The sequence below is a fragment of the Paenibacillus chibensis genome (assembly GCF_004001045.1).
Lineage (GTDB): Bacteria > Bacillota > Bacilli > Paenibacillales > Paenibacillaceae > Paenibacillus_AQ > Paenibacillus_AQ chibensis.
The window spans coordinates 95,141-111,941 of sequence record NZ_BIMK01000030.1 but is presented as its reverse complement, the minus strand read 5'-3'; the positions used below and the strand labels follow the sequence as shown (position 1 = coordinate 111,941).

Below are 16,801 nucleotides of genomic sequence, written 5' to 3'. Positions count from 1 at the left end.
GGTGATTGCCCAAGCACAGTCATTCCCCTAGACATAAGATACGGTGTAACTAAAACACTCCATTGCAAAGGGGAATGAACAATGAGCGAAGAAGTAAGAGGCGGATACGGATACGGTTGTGGACCTGGATTATTTGGTAACACGGGAGCAATCCTGGTTCTCTTCATCCTCCTGGTCATCATCACTCGTTCTTTCTGGGTGTAATCCACTACCTTTAAATCCATGCTTCAGCTGAACTAAAAAAAAGCAGAAGGCCGGGAGAAATCCCGATCTTCTGCTTTTTTGTTTGGCATATCTGCAGCTATTCGTCATCGTCATCGGCCGTTTTCTTGCGTCCTGCGAAGAAACGAAAGAGCAGGCTCAGCACGATCCCGCCAGCCAAGGTTATCAAAACGGCCCCTGGCTTTTCGCCGATCGCCCCAAGAAGCGGCAGCCAGATCAGAAACGCAAAGAGCAGCTGGATCTGAAACGCAAGACCGATCGCGTTCGTGCGCCGGCTGCCGGGTGGAATGGGATACACATGCAGCCAGAAGGATTCACTGTGATAACGGAGAAGGGACGACAGCTGCACTCCGGCCAGAAAAACAAAAAACAAATAGATCCCGCTTCCGAGCATGCCGCCGCGGGTCCACCATACGAGCAGCGCTCCGAGAATTCCCGCGCGCAGCACGATCCCCAGAATATCGCTGCGTACGAAGCTCTTCATCAGAAGATAGCGGTAGGCCGCCCCCGGTTTCCAAGGTATGCGATTGCCGGCCCAGGACAGCCATTTTCTGGCGTAAATCCGCTGCTGTCTGCCCGGTACGTTCACGAACCAGCCCAGCATCATCAGAACGCGTCCGCTATGCGTTTTCTCCTGGGCGATCAGTCTTTCCCATGCCACGAGATGCTTGGCAGGAACCCGAAGCGCCACGAAATAGGTGACAGCGATCAGCACGATAAAGATGAGGCTTCGGCCCACCGGCTGCCATAACCATGCCCCAACGGCGAGCGCGATAATAACGTAGCGAAGAATGCGGTAAGACATCGCGGCTCGCCGTGACACCATCCGCAGCTCTTTCCAGCACCCATAGCTGGATACCAGCTTCAAGGCCATCAGTACAACCAGGAACAACCCGCAGCTTTTGGGAGCTTCGTCACTGCGGACGTAAAGAGGCCACGAAATCAAAAATAGCAGGGCGAGTCCGAGCAGCTTATATACGACGCCGCTGATCCAGCTGGCGTTAAAATAATGATTCATTCTCGATTCCTGCGGCAGCAGGAACACGGTATCCGCCGGCTGCAAATACGTTCGAAAGCTGCTGTTTACCGTGAGCGGCACGAGCAGAATCAGCATGATCCAGCGGATTGGAAGTCCTGCGGGGATATGCTGGACCAGGGACGTGTACCATGCCGAAAACGCGATTAGCAGAAACAGCAGCAGCACCGCCACGCCGCTCTGGATGACATAGCCGAGATACGGCAGCACTTCTTTTCCCCAGAAACGGCTGCGGCGTTCGGATCTTAACTGTGCCAAATTCATATCAATCCCTGCCCTGCACTAGGGTATAGAACATCTCTTCCAGTCCCGCCCCGGAAGTTCCTGCCTGCGCGGCGATATCCTGCAGCGTGCCTTGAGCGATCACGCTGCCCTGATGCAGTACGATAAACCGGTCGCAGTAGTTTTCGATCGTCGACAGAATATGCGAGCTGAGCAGAATGGAAGTCCCGCCTTCCTTCAGCTCGACCATAAAATCAAGCAGCGACCGGATGCCAAGCGGATCCAGTCCCAGGAAAGGCTCGTCGATGATGTAAAGCGAAGGGCGTGCGACGAAAGCACACATAATCATCACCTTCTGCCGCATCCCTTTGGACAAATGCGTCGAGAGGCTGTCCATTTTATCCTGCATGCGGAAAATCTGAGCCAGCCTGTTTGCGCGTTCCTCATAATCCGTTCGTGCCACGCCGTAGGCTCTTGCCGTAAATTCCAGATGCTCCCGCACCGTCATTTCCTCGTACAGCAGCGGCGATTCCGGAACGAAGGCGAGCGAGCCGTGATAGGCTTCCGAGTCTTCTTCCCTTTTCTTGCCCTGCACTCTGATTTCGCCTTTTTGGGGATTCATGAGTCCGAGAATATGCTTCATGGTTGTACTTTTCCCCGCACCGTTCAGGCCGATGAGCCCGACCATTTCGCCGGGCTTGACCTGAAAGGAAATATTATGCAGCACAGGCCGATTCAAGCTGTAACCGCCGCTTAACCCCTGTATTTCCAGCACCGTATTGCCGTTCATTGGCTCACCTCCATGAGTTTCCTGCATCCGTACATTAAGGGCGTTTCTTATCCTTCAGCCATTTCGGCGCCCCTTTGTTCTTGCGGTCCTGCTCCCGTTCACTGCGGCTTTGGCGCTCGGTCGGTTTCCCTCCGCGGAACGGCTCGCCTTTGCTTTTGGCCGGACCGGATGCCTTGCGCCCTTCTTCCCTGCTTGAACGGCTCTTCGCCGCGCCTTCTCCGGAGATCGCTGCCTTGGAACCCTTGCTTGCTCCAGCAGGCTTTGGCCGCACGGACTGGGCTTTCATGGTGGATGCCGTTCTCGGCTCGAGCACCTTACCACCGTAGAGCCTGCGCTCCGCCAGCGTGATGCCAAGCTCTTTGGCAAATTTATTCATAATAAAAATCTGCCGGTTCGTGACGAGCGAGACGACAAGCCCGCTGCGTCCCATGCGTCCCGTGCGTCCGGCGCGGTGCACGTAATGCTCGGAATCCGGCGCGGGATCATAATTGATGACCATCTCAAGCCCTTCGATATCCAATCCGCGCGCGGCCACGCCGCTCGCAACGAGCACTTTGAACTTGCCTGCGCGGAAACCGCTCAATACCCGGCTTCTGGCCATCTTATCCGCATCTGCATACAAGGCTTCTGCAGACAAGCCCATGAAGTTGAGCTTGGACTGCAATTCCCCGATGGTCTCGGTCTGATTGACGAAAACCATCACTTTCTTCGGGTTGTAATGGCGGATGACCCGGCGTAGATTTTCCATCTTGTCCCGCTCTTCCCCTGCAAAATAAATATGCTCGAGTCCCTTGGCCGTGGACTGGTCCGGGTCGATGCCGATTTCTACCGGACTTTGCATCTCTCGTTTGACGAGTGCAGCCGTTTCCTCGCTTACGGTCGCCGACAAAAAGACCAGCTGCCGGTCCCGGAGGGCACTGCGGAGAATCCGGTCGACGTCGCCGGCTCCACCGAGCTGAAATACCTGATCCACTTCGTCCACCACAATCGTACCTACGTTATGCATTTTCAGCTTGCGGACCTCGATCAGCTCGCGGACCCTGCCCGGCGTTCCTACCACCAGCTGCGGATGCAGCTTCAGTTTCTCCACCTGGCGTTTGAGGGCTGCGCCTCCAATCAGACCCAGCACCTGAATTCCGAGCAGCTGCCCATACTTTTCGCCTTCTCTGACGATCTGCATGGCGAGCTCCTGGGTTGGCGCAATCACCAGCTTCTGGGGCGATTTCAGCTCCGGATCGATGCTTTGCAAAATGGGCAGCAAATACGCTAACGTCTTGCCAGTTCCCGTCTGTGAACGTGCCAGCACGTCTGCCCCTTTCAATATTGCAGGTACGGCCTCCGCTTGTACCGGAGTCGGCTCTGTAATTCCGTATTCCGACAGGCCATCGATCAAGCGCTGATCGACACCCAACGTTGTAAATAAAGTTAAGCTCATCTATTTCCATCCTTTAAACCTGATTTTTGAACATGCCTTATAGTCATTACTACTTATTATATGATAAAAGAGCGCCACCACCAAAAGTAATTTCCCAGAGCAGACAGAGAGCCACCCTTTTTCACAAGAAAAAACCGGCTCACGATAGAGCCGGCCAGTCATTTCTTATTCATCATCCTGTAAGTCAGCTTGTCCGAAAGCCGCGGAAACAGCTGATACAAGCGCATCGCTGCCGCAGCCTTCAGGGGAAGATTAAGTTCTTCCCTGCCGGTCTTCATCAGCTGAACGATTTTGCTGGCCACATGCTCGGGTTTCATCATCAGCCATTCCACATGGCTCACGTAACCGCCGGATGGATCCGCGATATCAAAAAAAGGCGTATCGATCGGACCCGGATTGACGGTGGAAACCTTAATTCCGCTCTCGCGGAGCTCCTGCCGCAACGCATTGCTAAAACCAAGCACCGCGTGCTTGGTTGCCGTGTAGGCGGTAGACTTCGCCGTGCCGATTTTGCCCGCCATGGAAGCGACATTCACGATATGCCCGCTGCGGCGTTCCAGCATATGGGGAAGAACGGCTTTCGTACAGCGTACCGTCCCCATGTAGTTCACGTCCATCATCCGCTGGAATTCCTCCGGGGGCATATCCACGGCATTTTGAAATTTACCGAACCCCGCATTATTCAGCAAAATATCGATTTTACCGTGAGCCTGAAGGATATCCTGCATCGCCTGCTTCACTTGATCGTCCCGGGTCACGTCCATTTCCTTGATCTCATGCTTCCCGGCAATGCTGCCCGAGGCCTCCTCCAGCTTGTGGCGCGAGCGTGCAACCAGAATCGGGACCGCTCCCTCACTGCTCAGAAGCCGCGCCGTCAACAGGCCGATCCCGCTTGAGGCGCCGGTGATGACGACGATTTTATTCTCCAACATGATTTCATTTCCTCCCAAGGAAGCGCACAGCCAAACGTAACCGTCTGTACGCATGGATACCTCTATTTTATGAAATCATGACCTGAATATCCAGTTCTCCGATACCATCCATTAAGAGAGGGATACTGAGCGCCTTTTGCGGAAGGAACGAAGTAACCTGCTCGCTTTTCACCACTTTGGGTGGCGTAATGTCGACGCTTACTCCCTGATTGGATAAAATCGTACTCGCGTTCCCGCTGATCATGTTGCCAAGCTCGGAAATGGCGCTTTGTCCCATCTCGTCCATCTCGGTAAGCACGTATCCGCCCATCATCACGGAAACCATCCGCAGTGCAACACGCTCATGAATGCCGAACATAATCGTTCCGCTCAGCTGTCCGGTCATTCCGATATGTATCCATATATGGTCCTGAATTAACTCCACGGTCTTGATTCCTAGGCTTCCCGTCGAGGGTGAAACCTGAATAACCTGCTCGATGACAAGCTTCGCGGATTCCAGAAAAGGATTGATAACCTCCGCTTTCATATCTGCTAAAACACCCCTTCCACAATAGAATGCAGGACACGCTCCAAAAGTCCCATTTCTCTTTGAACCAATTATACGGTAAAGCCCTAAATAAATCACCAAAAATTCACACTTGATTTTCTAACCAGGGTATAAATACCCTTATTATCGATTCTTTTTTCCTATTTAGGAAATGAACTTGTGAAAGCCTGATAAATATATCGGTCCTTTAGTTGTAATTTTGAATACCGTGACGAATTTTGTAGATTCTATTTTAAAAATCGCACGGAATCATGCGATATCCCGCGACTCTGGTGCTGATTGGTTTGCGGCGTTTTTCCGAATCCCATATAATGAAAGGATATACATAGGATCGAAAGTCCAGCTTTCAGGGTACAAATAAGGTCTAAGGAGGAACTGCATGAACATCAGTCAACTGGAGACGCTGATTACCATCTCGAAGACGATGAGCTTCCGCAAAGCGGGAGAACTGCTTAATTTGACCCAGCCTGCCGTATCCGCCCAAATCAAGAGCCTGGAGGATGAATTCAAAACCGTTCTGGTCGACCGGAATCAGCCGGTAACGCTGACTGACCGCGGGGAGGTATTCCTTGAGCATGCCGAACGCATTCTCGCCGTCGTGGAGGAGCTGAAGCAGCGGCTGTCCGACCTGGAACACATCCCACAAGGCCATATCGTTCTCGGCACAACGACATCAATCGCGATTCAGATCCTGCCCCGGGTGCTCTCTTATTTTCAAAACCAATTTCCGCTGATCAAAACGTCGATCCAGTCCATGGCCTCTTCGCAGATTTATACGAGCGTCGAAAACGGGCAAATCGATGTCGGCATCGGATACTTGATCGAACGCAATCCCAATCTGATCACATCGGTGCTTTATTACGACACCTTCGAGCTCATCGTCTCGCCCCGCCATCCTCTGGCCCGCAGAACGACGGTTTCCACAGAGGTGCTTCAGGATACGCCGCTCATTCTGCTCTCGCCAGACACGGTCGGCAGGCGCTTTTCCGATGAAATTTTCAAAACGCACGGCATTACGCCGAATATCGTGATGGAGCTGTCGAGCAGCGAGGAAATCAAGCGGATGGTCGAAATCGACCTGGGCGCGGCGATCATGTCCAAGCAATCGGTGGCGAGCGAGCTGCGGCACGGCACGCTTAAAATCATCACGCTGCGCGAGCTTGAGGTCAGCCATCCCGTCGGTTTGATCTATAAATCGGGCAAATATCTCAATTCCGCCATGCAGCAGTTTCTGAGCGACCTGAAGGGCATGCCGGAAACCCAGTTCATCAGCTCCGAATAATGTCCGCCACATTCTCTTTTGGAAGGAGTTTTCTCATATGAAATTCGATCTTCATACCCATCATTTCCGCTGCGGCCACGCGGACGGGAACATCCGCGATTATGTGGAAGCCGGCATCGCCGCAGGCCTCCAGGTAATCGGCATCTCCGATCACACCCCTTATTTCGGTGAAAAAGAGGATCAGGCTTTCCCGCGTATCGCGATGGGCAAATCCGAGCTCGTCCACTACGTCGACGAAGTGCTGCAGCTGAAACAGGAATATGAAGGCAAAATCGACGTGCTGCTCGGCATCGAATCGGATTATTTTCCCGAGCATATGCCGCTGTACCGCAGCATCCTTTCGGAATATCCCTTTGATTACATCATCGGATCGGTTCATAGCGTCCGCGGGGTCAGCATTTTTAACAAAAACCGCTGGAAGGGTCTCAGCGAGAAGGAGCATATCGAGGTTAAGGAGGATTACTACCGGCTCATTCAAGATTCTGCCCGCAGCGGCATGTTTCAAATTCTTGGCCACATTGACGCCATGAAGGGCAATTATCCGCCCTTTTCTGATATTCCGGCCACGGCCGTGCTGGATGAAACGCTGCAAATCATAGCGCAATGCGGCGTCGCGATTGAAATCAACACGTCCGGCAAAACAAAACTAAGCGGCGGCTGGTATCCGTCGGATGCCATTCTCGAACGGGCCTGCCATTTTGGCGTAGACGTGACGTTCGGATCCGATGCGCATAAACCAGCCCGCGTGGCGGATGAGCTTGATACAGTCGCCGCCCGCCTCAAGGACATCGGTTTTACGGAATGGGTCTATTACAAAAATAAACAACGGGTCAGCGTACCGCTTTAACGTTTTTAGGCAAAAAAAATGGACCCGTCACGAGCGGGTCCCAAACATCATTTATATTTTCAAAAAGGGGGTCATGCAATAAGAGTACCCCATCTCTGTTAGAGACGCATAACAGCAATATTTCAATTGTGTTACAAAGCTTACCTCTTTCATTACATGCTTCTGCGAGCCTTCTCTTGAAGCTGTCCTTTCCCTTTAACGCTGCGTCCGGAACGGTTCACGATCACAATTCCGGCAACCACCAGCGCCAGTGACAATCCGATCCAGGCTGAAACCCTCTCACCCAGCAGCACCGACGACAGCAATACGCCGAATACAGGAATCAGGAAAAGGTATAGGGATACCTTGCCGACGGAATTGTACTTCATGACCGTATTCCACAGGGCAAAGCCCGCTGCCGACAGCACCGATAAATACGCGAGAAGCAGCCAGCCCCGCAGATCAAAATGAAACGGCGCAAATCCGCTTCTCACCGCTCCTACCAGCAATAGCCCCAAGCCTCCGGCCAGCATTTGCTTGCCCGTTAGCGCAATGACGGACTCGCCGGCGCTTTCCTTCCGGAAAAGCACGTTGCCGAAGCCGCCGAATGCCGCCGACGCAAGCAATAGCAAAGCGCCGATGCCGAAATGGAACTGGACTCCCTGCTGCCCGAATCCCATGACGAGAATGCCCAGGAAGCCGAGCAGCAGCCCGAACCATTTGGTCAGGCTTAGACCCTCCGACTTGTCCATCAGCCGCGCAGAGAGGATCTGGAACAGCGAGGTGGAACCAACCAGAATGGATCCTTCGATGCCCGAGCTGAAGCTCAGCCCCGCATACAGCACGAGATACTGCATGAAGGTCTGGATGAAGCCCAGACGCACCACGCGGGGTATGGTTAGCGGCTTTCTGCCGCTGCTGCGCGTATGCCCGAGCAGCAGGGCCAACACGATTAGAATGAGTCCTGCCAGCGCAAAACGATACCCTGCGAAAACCCATTCTCCAAACACGTTTGCTGAATCGATATGAAAATGCTCATAGCTGATTTTTATGACCGGCAGTGCGCTCCCCCAGAGCAGCGTTGCCCCCGCGGAGCTGATCAAAATGCCAGCCGGATGCTTAAACCAAGTTTCTGCCTTCACCTTGCTGCACGAATCTCCCTTCAATCCTACCGGTTTGCTTCAGCATCCGCGCGGCGGGACTGATATTGCTGATCCGTAAGACTGTATATTTTCATTTCAAGCGGAGCCGCAAAAAGCAATCGTTTTTGCGACAGAGTGCGTTCAAGCACCATCCCGTTCTTCTCCATCACCCGTACCGAAGCGGTATTCACCGCATGGCATCGGCCCTCCACGCGCAGCAAGTGAAGCTCGCTGAACGCATAGCGCAGCAGAACCCCCAAGCCCTCCGTGGCCAAACCTTGATTCCAGTATCTTCGGTCCAGCATGTAGCCGATCATGGCATCCCGGCGTCCCTGCCGTACATTTTGAAGGGACACGACCCCGGCGGGGCCGTCGGCTCCCGGAAGCCAGATGCCGTAATGCATCGAATCCTCTCTACGCGCATCCAGCAGTTCGGCCGCAACGCGGCGCGATCTGGCAAAACTGAAGAATGAGCCCTGCGTAACGTACTTCATCACAAGAGGGTCGGAAAGAATCGCAAGGAGGCTTGGCGCATCCTTCTTTCCGATTTGCTCAAGCGTGAGACGCTCCCCAGCCAGCACCGGCGAAAATGGAAACTTTTCCGCGAACATCCCATCCCCTCCTTCTCTTCCCTATACCACAGCTGACAACAAAAGGCCCACGAGCCCGGCAATCGGGGGTTAGCCCGACCGCAGCGTCAAAACCGTAAGCTCGGGTTTACACATCAACCGGATGGGCAGATGGGTTTCGCCGATACCTCGATTAACATACAGCGGCATCAAGCGTTCACCGATCTCATAGCTTCCCATAATGTAACGTCTGGAGCCCGGCGGCGTCATCAGTGCTCCCAAAAGCGGCAGCCTGACCTGGCCTCCATGGCTGTGCCCGGAAATCTGAAGATCAAACGGATATAACACCGCCGTGTCCGCATAGTCCGGCTCATGCATCATGAGCAGGGTAAACATATTCTCCGGAACGCCGCTAAGACCCTGCAATGGATCCGGGCTGCCCATCAGCTGATCGTCCAGCCCGACGATGGCGATCCGCTCACCCTCATATTCCACCAGCGCATGCTCATTCCGGAGGACACGGAAGCCTGCCGATTGCAGCAGGCCGGAAACACGGTTCGGATGAATCAGATAATCATGGTTGCCGAGAATTGCAAACTTGCCGTATTCAGCCTGCATGGAAGCAAGCAGTGGGATATAGCCGGGCATGGCATCCACGCCGGCATCCACGGAATCCCCTGTAAAGCAGATCATATCGGGTGATTCCGCCCGCAGCGCCTCCGCCAGATGCTCGATATCGCTGATGTGCGAATGAAATCCCAAGTGGAGATCGCTGAACTGCGCAATCTTCAAACCGTCACAAGCTTTCGGAAGCCTGGGACATTGCAGGGTCAAGCGGACCACCTCAAGCTGACGCGGCTCCCATAGCCAGGCGTATCCACCGGTGAGCATACCGGCACCCAAAATGGCCGCTCCGCTGCGCTTCAAAAACGTCCGCCGCGTCATCATACCGGACTCCGGGTTGTTTTTCATTTCAATGAAACTCCCTGTATAATAAAATAAGAAAATCAAGTCCCGAGAACAGCTTCGTGAGGCCATAAAAGTCTTTTAAATCTTGTTTTCATAGAATGAACGGAAAAGGATGATGCTGTTATGTATAACGATACCATGGCAAACCTTATTCAGAAACAAAAACATTTTTACAGGAGCGGGGCTACCCGGACGTATGAGTACCGGCTCCGCCAGCTGAAGAGGCTGAGAGACGCCCTGGTCGCTCACGAGAAGCAGATCATCGATGCATTAAAAAGGGATTTGAACAAGAGCGAATTCGAAGCCTATTCGACCGAAATCGGCATCGTTTACGAGGAACTCAAATTTACGATCAAGCATCTGAAAAGCTGGATGGTCCCAAAGAAGGCCAAAACCGCGCTGACGCATATCGGCAGCAAGGGCAGACTCATTCCCGAGCCATACGGCACCACACTGATTATAGCCCCGTGGAATTATCCTTTCCAGCTGGCCGTCAGCCCGCTGATCGGAGCACTCGCTGCCGGCAACACCGCTGTCATGAAACCTTCGGAACTGACGCCGGCCATGTCCTCCCTGCTCGCAGATATTCTCGGCAGTGTCTTTGATGAAGAGTATGTTGCGGTCGCTCAAGGCGGCCCTGAGGTGAGCCAGGCGCTGTTATCCCAGCCGGTGGACTACATCTTCTTCACGGGCAGCGTCAACGTCGGCAGAATCGTCATGGAGAGCGCCGCCAAGCAGCTGATTCCCCTGACACTGGAGCTCGGCGGTAAAAGTCCATGCATCGTGCATGCGGATGCTCCGCTCAAGCTCACCGCCCAGCGTATCGTTTTCGGCAAGTTCACAAACGCCGGCCAGACCTGCATCGCACCCGACTATCTGCTCGTGCACCGGAGCGTAAAAGAAGAGCTGATTGCCTGCATCAAGGAGGCCATTCAGGAGTTCTACGGCTCCGACCCCATATCCAATCCGTCTTATGGACATATCGTATCCGATAAGCATTTCAAGCGCCTCGCTTCTTTTCTGGATAACGGCACCGTCGCCTGCGGCGGCCAAACGGCACCGGAGATCCTGGCCATTGAACCGACACTTCTGGATGAGGTAACCTGGGATATGCCTGTCATGCAGGAGGAAATCTTCGGCCCGATTTTGCCGGTCCTGGAATATGACCGCATCCAGGAAGCCGTGGATATGATCAACGACCGTCCGAAGCCGCTGGCCCTGTATTTGTTCACCCGCGAGCCGGAAATCGAGGAGACGGTCGTGGGCAGCGTGTCTTACGGAGGCGGCTGCATCAACGATACCCTGATGCACATCGCGACCCCCTATCTTCCTTTCGGAGGCGTCGGCGAAAGCGGAATGGGAGCGTACCATGGACAGGGCAGCTTTGATACCTTTACGCATTATAAAAGCGTCCTGAAGCAAACCCAGCTATTCGATTTCAAATTCCGTTATCCTTCTTCCAAAAACGGCTTGAAATACTTGCGCAAGCTGATGAAGCCTTAAGAAGTAAACATCCCTACAGCTCCTCCGGCAGCTTGTCATCGGGACCGGGACTAAAAATCCTGCGGAAAACGCTCAGCATCGACAATGCATAAGCCACCGTAATAAAGCTGAAGCAGATTTCCATGATGACCGCCAGCCTGGAGGTGCTGTCTACGGGTGCAATGTCTCCATACCCCACGGTAACAAAGGTCGCCACGCTGAAATATAAGAAGGAGATGAGCTGGCTGAGCAAATCGTTGCCGATGTTCTCTCCGTCAAACGTATGATGCCCGAACAGCTTGTAAATGGACGTATAGATAATGGTGAAGAAACAAACGCAGGTCAGCGCGGCCGTGCTGATCCGTATCAGCAGTGTCTTCATGTACACCTTCTTTTGGTTCAAGACGGATTCAGCGATCCGGCTGAATATGTACAAAACATAAAAAATAACGGAAACCAGGCAGAACAGCAGGATCAGCGCCCTCATCCCCCCGTTTCCCGGGACGACCTTCATCAGGTCGATGACCCCGAACAAATCCTCCAAGGATACCAGCACATAGATCATGATAGGCGCCAGCAGCACCGCTTTGCTCGTCCATTTCTTCTCCAGGCTGTAAAAAATATACATCAGCATCATCAGACCCGCTACATTAAGAATCCACATCCACCATGACATGAAAGAGCACGCTCCCGCATACAGATATCACCGGTCCATGGACCCGTCATCTGCAATTTAGTTAGATCGGTCTGTGAAGGCCTTAATTTTGATTACCCCGGCGCGGCCCTCTAAACACATTCTTCTAAAAATATCATTGAGGCACCCAGCCGAAGGACATCTGGAAACTTTCCCTTTTGACGGATGCCCTGCTTCGTTTTTTTTTCAGATATAAAAAAAGTGCCTCCGGCACGCAGCGATGATGCTGCAGGGCCGGAGGCACTTGGATGAAGCTTGGCGTCTTGATGCTACACGCTAAGCCATTTTTTGAAAAGATGCTTGGTGGTCTGCTTGTTGATTTCCGCGATCGACGTCGTCAGCGGGATACCTTTCGGGCAAGAGCGTACGCAGTTCTGCGAGTTGCCGCAGCCCTCGATGCCGCCGTCATCCATCAAGGCGTCCAGACGCTCGTCGGCGTTCATTTCGCCTGTTGGATGGGCATTGAACAGACGAACCTGGGAAATGGCCGCAGGACCGATAAAGTCGGTTTTGTCGTTCACGTTCGGACAAGCTTCGAGGCAAACGCCGCAAGTCATGCACTTGGACAGCTCGTAAGCCCATTGGCGTTTTTTCTCGGGCATACGAGGCCCGGGACCGAGATCATAGGTGCCGTCGATCGGAATCCACGCCTTAACGCGTTTCAAAGCGTTAAACATGCGGCTGCGGTCGATGATCAGATCACGAACAACCGGGAACGTTCTCATCGGCTGCACGCGGATCGGCTGCTCCAATTTATCGATCAGCGCTGCGCAGGCCTGACGAGGCTTGCCGTTGATCACCATGGAGCAAGCTCCGCAAACCTCCTCGAGACAGTTTGATTCCCAGCATACCGGTGCTACTTTTTCGCCCTTGGCATTCTTCGGATTACGCTGAATTTCCATCAGCGCACTGATTACGTTCATTCCCGGGCGATAAGGAAGCTCGAACTCCTCGACATAAGCTGCAGCGTCCGGGCTGTCCTGACGGGTAATGATAAACTTCACTGTTTTGGTAGAAGCAGTTTGTTCCGCCATGTCAAATCCCCCTTCTTACTTCTCTTTGGAATAGTCGCGGATCCGTGGTGGGATCAACGAAACGTCAACCGGCTCATAAGAAATTTCCGGACCATCCGGCGTCCAAGTCGCTTTGGTGGTTTTCAGGAATTCTTCATCGTTGCGATCCGGGAATTCCGGCTTGTAATGCGCGCCGCGGCTTTCGTTGCGCAGCAATGCTCCGAGCGTCATCGCCTCGGCCAGCTCAAGCATGTTCCACAGCTGGCGCGTGAAGGAAGCCCCCGGGTTGTTCCAGCGCGATTTGTCGTTGATGTTGATGTTCTTGTAGCGCTGCTTCATGTCTTTGATTTTGCCGATCGTTTGCTCAAGCTTGTCGTTATAACGAACCACCGTCATGTTGGCGTTCATCATTTCGCCCAGCTCTTTATGAATGCCGTATGCATTCTCGTTGCCGTCCATTTTAAGAATGCTTTCGTACTTGTCTTCCTGCTGCTTTTTGTATCTGTCAAAGACCGTGGAGGATACGTCCGCCACCGACTTTTTCAAGCCTTTGATGTATTCGACCGCTTTCGGACCGGCTACCATGCCGCCATAGATCGCGGACACGAGCGAGTTTGCGCCAAGGCGGTTTGCACCGTGATACTGATAGTCGCATTCGCCAGCTGCGAACAGTCCCGGAATGTTCGTCATTTGGTTGTAATCCACCCACATACCGCCCATGGAATAATGCACGGCCGGGAAGATCTTCATCGGAATTTTCCGAGGATCATCGCCTACGAATTTTTCATAGATTTCGATGATGCCGCCAAGCTTCACGTCCAGTTCCTTCGGATCCTTATGCGAAAGGTCGAGATAAACCGTGTTCTCGCCGTTAACGCCGAGTCCCTGGTTTACGCACACGTCATGGATTTCGCGTGTTGCGATATCCCGCGGAACGAGGTTGCCGTATGCCGGATATTTCTCTTCAAGGAAATACCAAGGCTTGCCGTCTTTGTACGTCCAGATCCGGCCGCCTTCGCCGCGTGCGGATTCGGACATCAGACGCAGCTTGTCATCCCCTGGAATCGCCGTCGGGTGAATCTGGATGAATTCGCCATTCGCGTAATGAACGCCCTGCTGATAGACAGCGCTTGCTGCCGTACCGGTGTTGATGACCGAGTTGGTCGTTCTGCCGAACACGATGCCGGGACCGCCAGTCGCGAGAATAACGGCATCCGCTGCAAACGTATGGACTTCCATCGTGCGCAGATCCTGCGCACAGATGCCGCGGCATACGCCGTCGTCATCAATGACGGCCGACAGGAATTCCCAATGTTCATGCTTGGTGACCAGGCCTTCGGATTCATGGCGGCGAACCTGCTCATCTAGTGCGTAGAGCAGCTGCTGGCCGGTTGTCGCGCCGGCATACGCCGTGCGGTGATGCTTGGTACCGCCGAAACGGCGGAAGTCCAGCAGGCCTTCCGGCGTGCGGTTGAACATCACGCCCATGCGGTCCATCAAGTGGATAATGCCTGGAGCGGCTTCGCACATCGCTTTGACCGGTGGCTGGTTGGCGAGGAAGTCGCCGCCGTACACGGTATCGTCAAAGTGGATCCACGGGGAATCGCCTTCACCTTTGGTGTTTACGGCTCCGTTGATACCGCCTTGCGCGCAAACGGAGTGCGATCTTTTGACAGGAACCAAAGAAAACAAGTGAACATGGACGCCTGCTTCCGCCGATTTGATGGTAGCCATCAGGCCAGCCAGACCGCCGCCCACGATAATAATATTATTTGTTGCCATTCACGCTCACTCTCCTTAACTAAAAACTGATTTCACAGTGTCAAGCAATACGGTGGCTTCCTGGAACTCCGCTCTGCGGAATGCAACCATGGACAGCACGAACAACAGCGCCACGACGACGAACAGCGTCATGCAGACGTAAGAAGATACGCGCTGCGCACGCGGGCCCACCGTGATGCCCCAGCTTACCAAGAAGGACCAGAGACCATTGGCGAAGTGGAACGATGCGGATACGACGCCGATGAGGTACAGAACGAACAGCCCAGGCTGAGTCATGATGTTGTGCATCACGCCGCCCAGCTCTTCATGGGTTACGTTGCCGAGCATTACCTGTATACGGGTTTCGTATAAGTGCCAAACGATGTACACGAAGGTAATGACGCCTGTAATCCGCTGGAACAAATAGCGCCAGTTGCGGGAATACTGGAAGCGACCGTTATTCGGCTTGGCCTGGTAGGCAATATACAAACCGAAAATGCCGTGGTATAGCAGCGGCAGATAGATCAGCACCCACTCCAGCACGTAAATAAGCGGGAGGTCGTTCAGCAGCTTAACGCCGGCGTTGAACCGCTCGGGACCTCCCTCAAATGCGCCAAAATTCGTCAGCGCATGCTCAATGAAAAACAAGCCGAGCGGAATGACTCCAAGAAGCGAATGCAGCTTTCTGGAAGAATAACCATTCATAGATTGACGTGCCCCTTTCTCACTTTACAACGTTTTCAAATTACATTTTTCGTCATTTCACAGTCATTCTCATCGAATCATAAGTGTGAACAACTTGTGGCATATTTCATGTTACTCTTTTTTTTCTTATAATGGAATTGCAATATAATTATTAATCATTATAATTTAGATGCATATGTAACCAAACTTGATGCTTTCTCGCAATGATTCATTTCATAATAATATAAAGAAGGTGTTGTGAATGTTTGAGGATTTGGACGTTTTCGCAACCATCGTCGAGCAGTCCAGCCTGAATAAAGCTTCCAAGCTGCTAAATCTGTCACAGCCTGCGCTGTCCCGCAAAATCAGCAAGCTGGAGGACGAGCTGGGCGTCAGTCTCTTCAACCGGCGCGGCAAGAGGCTCGAGCTCACTGCCTTCGGGCAGACCGCTTACAACTTTGCCTTGGAGCAGCGGCAGCAGAAGAGCAAATTCATGCAGATGATCGCGAAGTATAAGGGCGACGAACAAATCTCCGTCACGCTTGGCGCCAGCCTGACGACGCTGCAGACGACCCTTCCGCCTCTAGTAACCGCTTTTATGGAAAAGCATCCGACAGCCGAACTGAAGCTCATCACGGGCAAAACGCATGAAATCGTCTCCGCCGTACGCGATAAAAAGCTGGATGCCGGCATCGTCGCCTCCTCCATCGAAGAGCCGGGCCTGCGCTGCACCGCGCTGTTCGACGATCATCTGGAGCTCGTTCTCCCCAAAAACCACCCGCTCATCGAGCAGGCCGAAGTGGAAATGGGAATGCTTCACGGACTTCCCATGATTATATTCTCTACGGGAACCTGGTATCGTAAACTTACCGATGAACTTTTTCACCGCGCCGGCGTCGTGCCGGACATCCGTATGGAGATGGACTCGTTCGAGGCGATCGTACGTCTGCTTCCGGCCTGCAAGGCGGCTGCCTTGCTCCCTAAGTCGTACCTGCGCAGGCAGCTGCTCGACGACAATGATTTGATCAGTATTCATATCCCTGCGCTCAAAGAAACCCGCCGTACGACCTCGCTGATCTACACGGAAAACGGAGGATTAAGCGCCGGTGCCAAACGCTGGATTGAGGAAACCCAGTCTATTTTCGGTCAATACGTTCATTCCCAGCAATCCTAGTCCAATAAAAAACAAGCTGCC

General features: G+C 53.3%; 16 protein-coding genes. 4 read left to right on the top strand and 12 right to left on the bottom strand.

The genetic code is table 11. The annotated features are described in order from the left end of the window. Positions 1-301 precede the first annotated feature (301 nt). The 5 genes from PCH05_RS20455 to PCH05_RS20435 form a co-directional block, all read right to left on the bottom strand. The gene (locus PCH05_RS20455; protein WP_127605317.1) at positions 302-1,522 is read right to left on the bottom strand and encodes an ABC transporter permease; all 1,221 of its coding nucleotides are present in this window, start codon (positions 1,520-1,522) and stop codon (positions 302-304) included. A 1-nt stretch (position 1,523) separates the two neighbouring features. Beyond that, positions 1,524-2,270: an ABC transporter ATP-binding protein gene (locus PCH05_RS20450; protein ID WP_127605315.1), complete on the bottom strand. Its 747-nt coding sequence runs from the start codon at positions 2,268-2,270 to the stop codon at positions 1,524-1,526. Positions 2,271-2,304: 34 nt separating this feature from the next. Continuing rightward, on the bottom strand, positions 2,305-3,705 hold the full coding sequence (locus tag PCH05_RS20445) for a DEAD/DEAH box helicase (RefSeq protein WP_127605313.1): 1,401 nt from the start codon (positions 3,703-3,705) through the stop codon (positions 2,305-2,307). Between the two features lie 158 nt (positions 3,706-3,863). Next, a complete protein-coding gene (locus tag PCH05_RS20440) occupies positions 3,864-4,637 on the bottom strand; it encodes an SDR family NAD(P)-dependent oxidoreductase (protein ID WP_174806285.1) in 774 nt (257 codons plus the stop codon). Between the two features lie 67 nt (positions 4,638-4,704). Then, complete coding sequence (locus PCH05_RS20435) at positions 4,705-5,163, bottom strand: chemotaxis protein CheX (RefSeq protein ID WP_127605311.1); 459 nt, start codon at positions 5,161-5,163, stop codon at positions 4,705-4,707. A gap of 400 nt (positions 5,164-5,563) precedes the next feature. On the opposite strand from PCH05_RS20435, the gene PCH05_RS20430 reads away from it, so the two are divergent. After that, positions 5,564-6,466, top strand: coding sequence for a LysR family transcriptional regulator (locus tag PCH05_RS20430; protein ID WP_127605309.1), 903 nt, complete (start codon positions 5,564-5,566; stop codon positions 6,464-6,466). Between the two features lie 37 nt (positions 6,467-6,503). Continuing rightward, complete coding sequence (locus tag PCH05_RS20425; protein WP_127605307.1) at positions 6,504-7,313, top strand: histidinol-phosphatase; 810 nt, start codon at positions 6,504-6,506, stop codon at positions 7,311-7,313. A gap of 152 nt (positions 7,314-7,465) precedes the next feature. On the opposite strand, the gene PCH05_RS20420 is transcribed toward PCH05_RS20425, so the two are convergent. The 3 genes from PCH05_RS20420 to PCH05_RS20410 all read right to left on the bottom strand — a co-directional run bounded on the left by PCH05_RS20420 (position 7,466) and on the right by PCH05_RS20410 (position 9,975). Continuing rightward, entirely contained in the window at positions 7,466-8,434 is a 969-nt protein-coding gene (locus tag PCH05_RS20420; protein ID WP_127605305.1) for a DMT family transporter, read from the bottom strand. Positions 8,435-8,460: 26 nt separating this feature from the next. Further along, a complete protein-coding gene (locus PCH05_RS20415; RefSeq protein WP_127605303.1) occupies positions 8,461-9,045 on the bottom strand; it encodes a GNAT family N-acetyltransferase in 585 nt (194 codons plus the stop codon). A 69-nt stretch (positions 9,046-9,114) separates the two neighbouring features. Continuing rightward, on the bottom strand, positions 9,115-9,975 hold the full coding sequence (locus tag PCH05_RS20410) for a metallophosphoesterase (RefSeq protein ID WP_127605301.1): 861 nt from the start codon (positions 9,973-9,975) through the stop codon (positions 9,115-9,117). A gap of 120 nt (positions 9,976-10,095) precedes the next feature. Here PCH05_RS20410 and PCH05_RS20405 point away from each other — a divergent pair, with 120 nt between their 5' ends. Further along, entirely contained in the window at positions 10,096-11,475 is a 1,380-nt protein-coding gene (locus tag PCH05_RS20405; RefSeq protein ID WP_127605299.1) for an aldehyde dehydrogenase, read from the top strand. Positions 11,476-11,488: 13 nt separating this feature from the next. Here the strand turns inward: PCH05_RS20405 and PCH05_RS20400 are convergent, their stop codons facing one another. The 4 genes from PCH05_RS20400 to PCH05_RS20385 all read right to left on the bottom strand — a co-directional run bounded on the left by PCH05_RS20400 (position 11,489) and on the right by PCH05_RS20385 (position 15,627). After that, positions 11,489-12,130, bottom strand: coding sequence for an ion channel (locus PCH05_RS20400; protein ID WP_127605297.1), 642 nt, complete (start codon positions 12,128-12,130; stop codon positions 11,489-11,491). Positions 12,131-12,417: 287 nt separating this feature from the next. Then, the gene (gene sdhB / locus PCH05_RS20395) at positions 12,418-13,182 is read right to left on the bottom strand and encodes a succinate dehydrogenase iron-sulfur subunit (RefSeq protein ID WP_127605295.1); all 765 of its coding nucleotides are present in this window, start codon (positions 13,180-13,182) and stop codon (positions 12,418-12,420) included. 15 nt (positions 13,183-13,197) lie between these two features. Then, positions 13,198-14,943, bottom strand: a complete 1,746-nt coding sequence (sdhA, locus tag PCH05_RS20390; RefSeq protein WP_127605293.1) for a succinate dehydrogenase flavoprotein subunit — start codon at positions 14,941-14,943, stop codon at positions 13,198-13,200. Positions 14,944-14,958: 15 nt separating this feature from the next. Then, entirely contained in the window at positions 14,959-15,627 is a 669-nt protein-coding gene (locus PCH05_RS20385; RefSeq protein WP_127605292.1) for a succinate dehydrogenase cytochrome b558 subunit, read from the bottom strand. A gap of 241 nt (positions 15,628-15,868) precedes the next feature. Here PCH05_RS20385 and PCH05_RS20380 point away from each other — a divergent pair, with 241 nt between their 5' ends. Beyond that, positions 15,869-16,780, top strand: coding sequence for a LysR family transcriptional regulator (locus PCH05_RS20380; RefSeq protein WP_127605290.1), 912 nt, complete (start codon positions 15,869-15,871; stop codon positions 16,778-16,780). Positions 16,781-16,801 lie beyond the last annotated feature (21 nt).